Origin of the sequence: Streptomyces sp. ISL-1, from assembly GCF_018614585.1 — a bacterium.
In the GTDB taxonomy this organism is placed as follows: Bacteria; Actinomycetota; Actinomycetes; order Streptomycetales; family Streptomycetaceae; genus Streptomyces; species Streptomyces maoxianensis.
This window is the reverse complement of record NZ_JAGGOI010000083.1, coordinates 1-8,080: the sequence shown is the minus strand read 5'-3', so window position 1 is coordinate 8,080 and position 8,080 is coordinate 1. Positions and strand designations below refer to the sequence as shown.

The window sequence follows — 8,080 nt, the reverse complement described above, 5'->3', positions numbered from 1 at the left end:
AACACGATCGCAGCCAGCACCTCCCGGTCACCATGTCGGCGTCGCCCACCTCCCTGAGGTCGCGACGGCGCCTCCGGCACCACCCGCTGGAACAGCTCCCACAACTCGTCCGGCACCAGCCGCTCAACGATCCCCACCACGACCGACAGCCTACCAACCCAGCCAAATGAGATGACTTCTAAGCGGGACAACCCCTACACCGTCCCGCGAGGCCGCTCCGGACCGGCCATCAGCTCCACCAAGATCCAACCCGGCAGCAGCGACCTGTCACGCGCCACCGAAGTCGCCCGCTTCGCCAAGCAGGACTACCTCGGCTCCAACTTCGCTGCGGCCCGCTACATCAACCCGCAGACAGGCAAGCCCGTCATCCTGGTCGGCGACAGCGGAGGGCCGCACTCCGAACGGCTCATCGGTTACCCGGTCCTCCGGCACGGACAGGAGAAACACATCCAGACGGTCTACACCGAGCGAGAACCTTGCCAGCTCAGCCCCAAATGCGACCAATGGCTGGACATCCATTTCAAATCGAAGAACCCAGCCCTCGAAGTCGAATACGCCAATGACTACGACCAATCAGACAAGTCCTACGCACGGGACAAGGAGCATCGTGACTACATGAGAGACTTGAAGCAGCGACATCAGCAACAAGGACATCCGTAGCCCGGGAAGACGACCGCATGCTGACCCACATCCCCGCCTCCACTGTCATCCAGACTTTCGGGCTCACGGCCGTCACCTACTTCCCGCGCACGGCCGGCAGCCACCTACACGAGCCCACCGCCAGGTTCCTGTCCCGTGTCGGCCTGCCCGAGAATTCCTTCTTCTCCCCCAGGCTCGACCTGGAAGACCAGGCATCCCCGAGACTCGGCAACACCCCGACCCTCAAAGCAGACTTCGACGCCGACGGAGCAGAATGCCCCCCTGAGGCCGAAGGCTGGGAAGCGCTGGGAGGCTTCATCTACGCCACCGTCGCGCTCGACCCCCGAGACGGCAAGATCTACACCTTCCCCGAAGGAGAAGAGTTCTACGTGCCCATGCACGCCGACGTCTCATCACTCGTCCACTCCCTCCTCGTCCTGGAGCAAGGGAAGGCCGACTACAAGAACCAGCCGCACGACGACGAGGGCGCGGCCGGCGCCGAGGCAGTGGAACGCATGAAACAGCGCATCACCGAAGTGGACCCCACCCCCTTCGCGAACGCTGACAGCGAGTGGGAAAAACTCTTCGAAGAGATTTCCTTCGGCATGTGGGGATAGGCACCCCCATCGTCTTCCGGTCTCGTCCCCGGCTGAGGGCAGCCAGCAGTTTACTGCCGTCGGGCGCGAACGCCACGGCAGAGGTCGTCCTCCGGGTACGGCGGCGCATCTCCATCTCGCCGTAGTAGAAGTCCGCCGCGTCCATGCCCGCGCAGGCCACCTTCTACCGGCTCATCTATCAGCTCGCCGGCCCCACCGACCATCCCGCACGACCGGTGCGCACCCCGCCCATCACCGAGGACGGACGGGCCCACACCCCCACCGTCGCCCTGCGGCCCGGGGAACAGGTGCAGATCGACACCACCCGTCTGGACGTCCTCGCTCTGTTCGACGACGGCACGCTCGGCCGGCCCGAGATGACGATCGCCGTAGACGTCGCCAGGCGCGCGATTCTCGCGGCCGTGCTGTGCCCGGGCGGCACGCAGGCCGTGGACGCGGCACTGCTGCTGGCGGAGATGGCCGTGCCCCACCCGGCCAGGCCCACCTGGCCCGACGCCCTGCGCTTCGCCCACACGCAACTGCTCCCCCGCGACCGGCTGCTTCAGCGAGTCGGCCCAGCCCCGCAACGGAGGGCCGGCCCCGCTGCAACACGGAGGTGTAACACGCCCTGAGCAGACACCGGATCAGGTTCCTCCCCAGGTCAGGGGTGCAACGCGGCTGCCTGTTGCACTGGCCGTGTTGCAGCGCCAAGGCCCCGCTCGAACTCCACAGCCTCTTCGGAGCCCCTCGGCTATCGCGTGGGAAAGACGTGTCGGCGTCCGGGACCGGCTTGCCCACCAGGGTTGACCTGGGGGAACAGACGGTGTCCGATTTGGGGGGTCCACGCTCAGGACTGGCCGGAAGATCAATGCGGTCTGTCACTTCAGGAGGCAGCAGCTGCGCCGCCTGCTTATTTGCCTGCTTCTTCGTCGAGCCGGTCAACGACGAGCATCGCCGCATCGTCCGCCAGGTGGCCCCCGGTATGACGGATCAATGCCCGGTGCAGTTGTTCCAGGAACTGCGGCGGGGTACAGGAGGGCACCGCTTTCATGGCCTCGGCCAAGGCGAAGAAAACCCTGTCAGGATTGCGGGCTTCGATCACGCCGTCGGTGTGCAGCAGCAGACGGTCACCGGGAGCGAGCGGATAGCTCTCCGCCTTGGCGGGAAGACCGGTGATGAAGTCGTCCAGGCCCAGGGGTGGCAGTGATGAGCTCGGCATCAGGGCGTGAACCTCGCCCTGGCGCAGCAGCAACGGAGGCGGATGGCCGCGATTGACCACCTGGACCTCGAAACCGTCGGGCACCTGAGCCACGAGCACAGTGACGAAATCCTCCGCCTCGTCTTCCCTCTCGTGCTGGTCGACCCCACCCGGCGCGGCTCGCTCCCGGTGCAGCGCAGCCGCGCAGTGGTTCACCACCTCCACCAGGTCGTCCTCATAGTGCACCGCCTCCCGGAAGGCGCTCAGCACGGCTGCGGCCAAACCCACAGCAGGCAGCCCTTTGCCGCGGACGTCCCCCACGATCATCCGGACCCCGTACCGGGTCTGCACGGCCTCGTACAGATCGCCGCCGATCTGCGCTCCCGTCTCAGCCGCGAGATACATGCTGGCCGCCCGCACCGGACCCAGCCGGGCCGGTACGGGCCGCAACAGGACTCTTTGTGCTGCCACGGCGACCCGGCGAACCTGGTTGAGCTCGCTCTGCCTGCGCGCGCGCACAGCTTTACTCGTGATGACACTGGCCACGGACACCACGAGGAGGCCCAGGAGGTTGCTGTAGATCAGCATGCCACCCCACGCCTCGTGCAGGGTGGTGGTGGTCAGGCTGACGGCCAGGGCTCCAGCCGCTGCCGAGAGGGTGCCTTTCGGGCCCATCGTCAGCGAAGCCAGTGCCGGCATCGCGACGAGGAGAGGGCCGGTGTAGATATCGTGCGCGGGCGAGAGCTCGATCCCCAGCCCGAGCAGTATGATCACGAACGGCATGCACTGCGCGACTCGGAAAAGGGCCCGGCTATGACCGCCCGCTCCGGGCGGAGGAGCTAGGCGGAAGAGCGTCCGCATGGGTACAGCCTGCCTCGCTGAAGCTGAGTGTTCCACTCATCGCTGCCGCGGCCTCCCGGGGCATCCCGGGACCCGTGCCGACACCTCCCCCAGCGCTACGGTGCCCCCGGGCGTCGCACCTCGACTCCATCGCCTCTCACATCGACCAACCGCCTTCAAGGCGCCGCCCGGCAGAACGCTCTCATCTCGGACCTGAGCCTTGATTTTGGCACTCTGCTGACCAGCTGGAACGTTCCTTGGGTGGAGTCGGCAGCCATCGATGCCAAGACCTACTTGCCCATTGAGCAGCCCTTCGAAAGCCTGCAAGCATCCGGGGGAGGCATCGCAACATCTGTGAACGTCGCCTACAGCCTCACTCTCCTCACCTTCGGCCTTGACCACCCAGACGTCCTCGAAAAGCACGGCGGGAAGATCGACAAGAGCAAACGGGAACAGAAGGAACGCGACGAGAAGACCAAACGCGACATCGACTCATGCAAGGACGTGCGCACCTACCTCCTGGACGCCGACGGCACGGTGCGGCGCCTGGAATCCGACGGTGACCTCAAAGCCCTGGACAGCACCGACAAGGAGCGCCTCCACGGCGTCCTGAACGACGGCAAAGCATGGCGCCCCTCGTCCCGCCCGGAGCGAGAGGAGCTCTCGGTACCGGACACCCACACGGGCAAGGTCACCTCCACCAAGGTCGACCCTGACACCGACGAACTGGGGCAGGCCACCCAGCTCGCCCGGTACGCCCGCAACGACTACGAGGGGAACAACTACGCGGCCGGCCGCTACATCGACCCGGACGGACGAGGCGAGAGCATCCTCGTCGGCTACAGCAAGAACAGCATGCACTCCGAACGGTCAATCGGGTATCCCATCGTCCACAACGAGAAGCAGGCCGGCCTCAAGGAGGTCTTCTCGGAACGCGCGCCGTGCCAGAAACGTCCGAGATACGAGGCGTGGCTGGACAGCCATTTCAAGGAACTTGACGCGGTTCACCACGCCAACGATTACGACCAGTCAGTGCCGCGGCACAAGCGTGACATCGAGCACCAGAATTACATGGAGGAGCTCAAGTCCCGTCACGGCCGGTAGAATCGATCACCAGCCGTCCCCCATGAATGCAAAGGCCCCAGCATGAACTTCGCCGTGACACCGGACGAGGTACTCACAACGTTCGGCCTGTCGGGCGTTGTCTACTTCCCCCGCTACAACGCAGCACACAACCACGTCAACGACCGAACAGCTCTCTTCCTGAGCAGTGTCGGGCTCCCGGACGCCGAGTGGTTCATGTCCAAGGCCAGCCTCAGAGCGACCGACTCCATCAACCTCGCCGAGTGGTACAGCACCAAGGGAAAAGTCCCCGACGAGTGCCGTAACTGGCTTGTGCTCGGACTCTTCGCCGAAACCACGCTCGCGCTCGCACCGGACAGCGGAACCGTCTACTCGCTCGGCGACGGCGAAACACAGCTGGTGTACGAGCCGATCCACCGCGACGTCGAATCCCTCGTCTACACACTCACGAAGTTCGAGAGCCTGCGCCAGCAGCTCGCTGACAACACCGAGGATGTTGAGGCGCGCATGGACGCCTTGCGTGCCGAGATTTCCGAGTTCGATCCGCTGCCTTTCGAAGATGACGAATCGCAGTGGAACCTCGCCCTCGAAGAGGTCATCGACGGCATCTGGTAAAAACCTGGCGTCTCAGCCGCAGAAGTGAACGCGACGCGTTCCACATCGCGCACGTGGACCTGGCCTGGACTGCGCTATGAGCACTCTGATATTCGACCTGTCCTACGACGACCTGGTGGGCTGCTTCGGCACCGACCGCGTCGAACGCTCCGTCCGCGAAGACGCCGAAGCCCTCGGCTTCACCGGCCCCACCCTCGACTTCCTCTGCTCCACCGACATCCCCTCCACACTCAAGGCAGAGGTAGGCGCTCCGGGAAAGAGATCAGCCTGCGTGCCTTCGACGAGCGGCAGGCATGTCATCACGGCCCTCGGTCGGGATGAGGTACGCTCCCCGCTCCCTGCTCGACGAGGTCGCCGTCAAGGCCGTCATTGGCGTTCGAGAGGACGCTCGCTCTGGGCTGGCCTTCGCGGCGTCTCACGCAGAGCCGCCCCGCCGGCAAACTCCGGCGGGGCGGATGGTCTTCAGCAGTCTCACAGGACGGTGAGCTTGTACCGGCCCATGTAGCAGTAGCTGCAGTTGCTCCAGGTATCGCCCCACTCGATGTCGACGAAGTCGATTCCGCTGCTGTTGCTGGCAGTGAACGTGTACCAGGAGGAGCAGGAGCCGCCAGTGTCCTTGTACGGACCGCGGATGACGTAGTTCGTGCTGTTGACGGCCGTGCCCGCGCCAGCCTTGTGGAAGTCGAGCTGGGCCTTCACGCCCCGTCCGTTGGCCCAGGTGTCAGTCACACATGCCGATCCGCTCGCCGCTGTCCATCGGCCCGAGGAGCGGCCGCTCCAATCGAGCCACACGTGGGTGGTGCCTGTGACGCCGGTCGCGCCCGTTCCCGATGCGCCGCTGGTCCTGACCTGGCAGTAGGTGGTGTCGGCGTCGGTCTCCTGGCAGTACGACGTGAACGGCGAGGTGGAACTCTTGTGGAACGTCTCCCACGGCCCGATGGAGGTCGCGCGGGCCCGCAGCAGAGCGTAGTGGTCGCCGGGGTAAGCGAGCTCCGCCGTGACATAACGGCCGTTGGCCCACGAGCGCAGGGCGAAGTCGCCGCCGCCCAGGTCGTGGAGTGTGAACTTCTCCCACTCGCCGATGCTGGTGGCGCGGGCCCGCAGCGCGCCCGAGGTGCCGCCGCGCCAGCTTGCCTCTGCGGATACGTACCTCTGCTTGTCGATAGACCAGAGCGCGTACACCGAGCAGTTGGCGTCTACCACGTCGAAGCGGAACTGCTCCCATGGGCCACTACTGCTGCTCGCGGTACGGGCCCGCAGCACGCCGTGGGCGTCGATGCGCGACTCGGCGGACACCAGCCCGCCGTTGGCGGTAGCGCTGAAGACCCCGCTCCCAGCGAAGCTGTTCGGGGAGTGGCTGCAGCGGTTGTCGGATACGTGCGACAGCGCCGATGCACAGGTGACTTTGTAGATGCCGCGGTCCACGCCGTCGTCGACCTTGACCCACCGGTCGCCGAGGAGGTCGGTGTTGTCGTAGACACCGCCGCTTGAGCTGAGTGCATCCGTGTCGGCCTTGCACCCCTGATCGACCCTGAAGGCATCCCAGTCCTCATCGTCGGGAGTCTCCGAGCCTGGAGCCAGGTCGCTCTTCTGACTGAACGTGTTGGCTGCGTCCGTGCAGTCCGTCTTTCCGTCACCGTTGCGGTCCGCAGGCATTCGGGACGAAGCCGACTCCAGGGAGACTTCGAGGTCGTTGCCGCACCAGCTCCTGGCTGCTCTGACGACAGCACCTGAAGAGTTGCTGTTGATGACTTGCCCGCACCAGCCGGGCGGGAAGCATTCCTCGCCGGCGAGCGCCGGTGACGAGTCGAGACCGACGAAGGCGGTGGCCAGCAGCAGGAGGCTCGCCAGCCGTGTAGTGAGTGCACGCAGCGAGGAGCGTCTTCGTCGCTTGGATGGATTCGAGGGCGTCGTGTCGTTCCGCATGTACGTGATTCCTCCAGAGGGAAGAACGGAAGGCTCGAAGCGTTACGCAAGGGGGCAGCTGAGAATGATGGCTGATCTGAGGTGGTGTCAATACAGTCGCCCATGCACGATTCTTGGCCGGTGTCAGTGGCAGTACGGGGAGCACAAGCCCGCCTACCGGCGGCAGGTGCTGGGCAAGTTCACCGCGGGTGCCACCGCCGAGGGCGCGGTCATGGAGCGGTGCGTGCTGGCATCGGTGCAGGTACTCGGCGAGGGCGTAGACACCAAGAACTGCGATGCGGTGGTCTTCGCGGATGTCCTCGGCTCCACGGTCGACATCGTCCAGGCGGGCCCTGCGCATGCAGCCCGGCGAAGGCAAGACCGCCTCCTCGTCGTACAAGGAGGCTGCGCCATCTTGAAGTGGCTGGTCAGCAGGGGTGGTGTGACCCCGTTTCGGGCTGCTCGTACTGGTCGCGGGCGGCAGTCTGGGGTGTAGATCGTCTGGCAGGGCGGTTTTGCCGATGAGTTCACCGTCCTCGAACGGTCTACCCAGCGACACGACCGTTCTCGACAGGAGTGCTATGTCCACCATCCAGCCAGTGATCATCACTGCCGACCAGGACGTCCTGCTCGGCTTCTATACGAAATTGTTCGGCGCCGAGGAGTGAGGCGCCCCGAAGTTCTCGGACAGCGGTCCCCATAGGATCGAAGTCCAGAACGGCGGAGAGAGCACGTGGCACAGAAGCGTAGGAAGTTCAGTCCTGAGTTTCGGGACGAGGCGGTCAAGATGGTGGTCGTGGAGTCGCGCCCTATCGCCGAGGTCGCCCGAGAGATACAAGTGAACGAGGGAACGCTGGGCACCTGGGTCAGCCGATACCGGCAAGAGCACGCCGGGGAGGAGCCTCCCCTGAACATCAGCGAACGCGCCCGCCTGCGCGAACTGGAACGCGAGAACCGGGAACTCCGTATGAAGACCGAGTTCCTGGGAAAAGCGGCGGCCTTCTTCGCCCAGGAATACCGGTGACGGAGAAGTATGAGTTCATCGACGGCGAGGCCGACAACTTTCCCGTGCAGCGGATGTGCACCTGGGCGGGAGTATCCACGTCGGGCTTCTACCACTGGAGATCGAGGCCATTGTCGGCCACTGCGAAGCGCCGTGCGGAACTGAGGGCCGTCATCCTCCAGGTCTTCTCTGACTCGCAGG

General features: G+C 65.1%; 9 protein-coding genes and 2 pseudogenes. 8 read left to right on the top strand and 3 right to left on the bottom strand.

The window, feature by feature from the left end; translation table 11 throughout:
• Nucleotides 1–140: pseudogene (locus J7E87_RS35785) on the bottom strand (IS5/IS1182 family transposase); the annotation flags it as partial.
• 31 nt (nucleotides 141–171) lie between these two features.
• On the opposite strand from J7E87_RS35785, the gene J7E87_RS34670 reads away from it, so the two are divergent.
• The 3 genes from J7E87_RS34670 to J7E87_RS34660 all read left to right on the top strand — a co-directional run bounded on the left by J7E87_RS34670 (nucleotide 172) and on the right by J7E87_RS34660 (nucleotide 1,867).
• Nucleotides 172–660 carry a nucleic acid/nucleotide deaminase domain-containing protein gene (locus tag J7E87_RS34670; protein WP_215098633.1) on the top strand — a complete coding sequence of 163 codons (489 nt, stop codon included), beginning with the start codon at nucleotides 172–174 and terminating at the stop codon, nucleotides 658–660.
• A gap of 17 nt (nucleotides 661–677) precedes the next feature.
• A complete protein-coding gene (locus tag J7E87_RS34665; protein ID WP_215098632.1) occupies nucleotides 678–1,256 on the top strand; it encodes an SUKH-4 family immunity protein in 579 nt (192 codons plus the stop codon).
• A 143-nt stretch (nucleotides 1,257–1,399) separates the two neighbouring features.
• Nucleotides 1,400–1,867, top strand: a complete 468-nt coding sequence (locus tag J7E87_RS34660; RefSeq protein WP_374195260.1) for a hypothetical protein — start codon at nucleotides 1,400–1,402, stop codon at nucleotides 1,865–1,867.
• 278 nt (nucleotides 1,868–2,145) lie between these two features.
• On the opposite strand, the gene J7E87_RS34655 is transcribed toward J7E87_RS34660, so the two are convergent.
• Nucleotides 2,146–3,216 (bottom strand): PP2C family protein-serine/threonine phosphatase, encoded by a 1,071-nt coding sequence (locus tag J7E87_RS34655; RefSeq protein WP_251018446.1) that lies wholly within the window; start codon nucleotides 3,214–3,216, stop codon nucleotides 2,146–2,148.
• 411 nt (nucleotides 3,217–3,627) lie between these two features.
• Between J7E87_RS34655 and J7E87_RS34645 the strand changes: the two genes are divergently transcribed.
• Together J7E87_RS34645 and J7E87_RS34640 are read left to right on the top strand one after the other, a co-directional pair.
• The gene (locus J7E87_RS34645) at nucleotides 3,628–4,377 is read left to right on the top strand and encodes a nucleic acid/nucleotide deaminase domain-containing protein (protein WP_308313208.1); all 750 of its coding nucleotides are present in this window, start codon (nucleotides 3,628–3,630) and stop codon (nucleotides 4,375–4,377) included.
• 42 nt (nucleotides 4,378–4,419) lie between these two features.
• Nucleotides 4,420–4,971 carry an SUKH-4 family immunity protein gene (locus J7E87_RS34640; RefSeq protein WP_215098630.1) on the top strand — a complete coding sequence of 184 codons (552 nt, stop codon included), beginning with the start codon at nucleotides 4,420–4,422 and terminating at the stop codon, nucleotides 4,969–4,971.
• Between the two features lie 471 nt (nucleotides 4,972–5,442).
• Here the strand turns inward: J7E87_RS34640 and J7E87_RS34635 are convergent, their stop codons facing one another.
• Nucleotides 5,443–6,897 carry a hypothetical protein gene (locus tag J7E87_RS34635; RefSeq protein WP_215098629.1) on the bottom strand — a complete coding sequence of 485 codons (1,455 nt, stop codon included), beginning with the start codon at nucleotides 6,895–6,897 and terminating at the stop codon, nucleotides 5,443–5,445.
• Between the two features lie 500 nt (nucleotides 6,898–7,397).
• Here J7E87_RS34635 and J7E87_RS35775 point away from each other — a divergent pair, with 500 nt between their 5' ends.
• The 3 genes and pseudogenes from J7E87_RS35775 to J7E87_RS34620 all read left to right on the top strand — a co-directional run.
• On the top strand, nucleotides 7,398–7,544 hold the full coding sequence (locus tag J7E87_RS35775; protein ID WP_251018445.1) for a hypothetical protein: 147 nt from the start codon (nucleotides 7,398–7,400) through the stop codon (nucleotides 7,542–7,544).
• Nucleotides 7,545–7,609: 65 nt separating this feature from the next.
• A complete protein-coding gene (locus tag J7E87_RS34625; protein WP_067343150.1) occupies nucleotides 7,610–7,900 on the top strand; it encodes a transposase in 291 nt (96 codons plus the stop codon).
• Nucleotides 7,897–8,080: pseudogene (locus J7E87_RS34620) on the top strand (IS3 family transposase); the annotation flags it as partial. The gene J7E87_RS34625 and the pseudogene J7E87_RS34620, both read left to right, overlap by 4 nt.

Coding starts and splice junctions, on each gene's coding strand:
- J7E87_RS34670 (WP_215098633.1), top strand. CDS start 172: ATGACTTCTAAGCGGGACAACCCCTACACCGTCCCGCGAGGCCGCTCC.
- J7E87_RS34655 (WP_251018446.1), bottom strand. CDS start 3,216: ATGCCGTTCGTGATCATACTGCTCGGGCTGGGGATCGAGCTCTCGCCC.
- J7E87_RS35775 (WP_251018445.1), top strand. CDS start 7,398: ATGAGTTCACCGTCCTCGAACGGTCTACCCAGCGACACGACCGTTCTC.
- J7E87_RS34660 (WP_374195260.1), top strand. CDS start 1,400: ATGCCCGCGCAGGCCACCTTCTACCGGCTCATCTATCAGCTCGCCGGC.
- J7E87_RS34635 (WP_215098629.1), bottom strand. CDS start 6,897: ATGCGGAACGACACGACGCCCTCGAATCCATCCAAGCGACGAAGACGC.
- J7E87_RS34665 (WP_215098632.1), top strand. CDS start 678: ATGCTGACCCACATCCCCGCCTCCACTGTCATCCAGACTTTCGGGCTC.
- J7E87_RS34640 (WP_215098630.1), top strand. CDS start 4,420: ATGAACTTCGCCGTGACACCGGACGAGGTACTCACAACGTTCGGCCTG.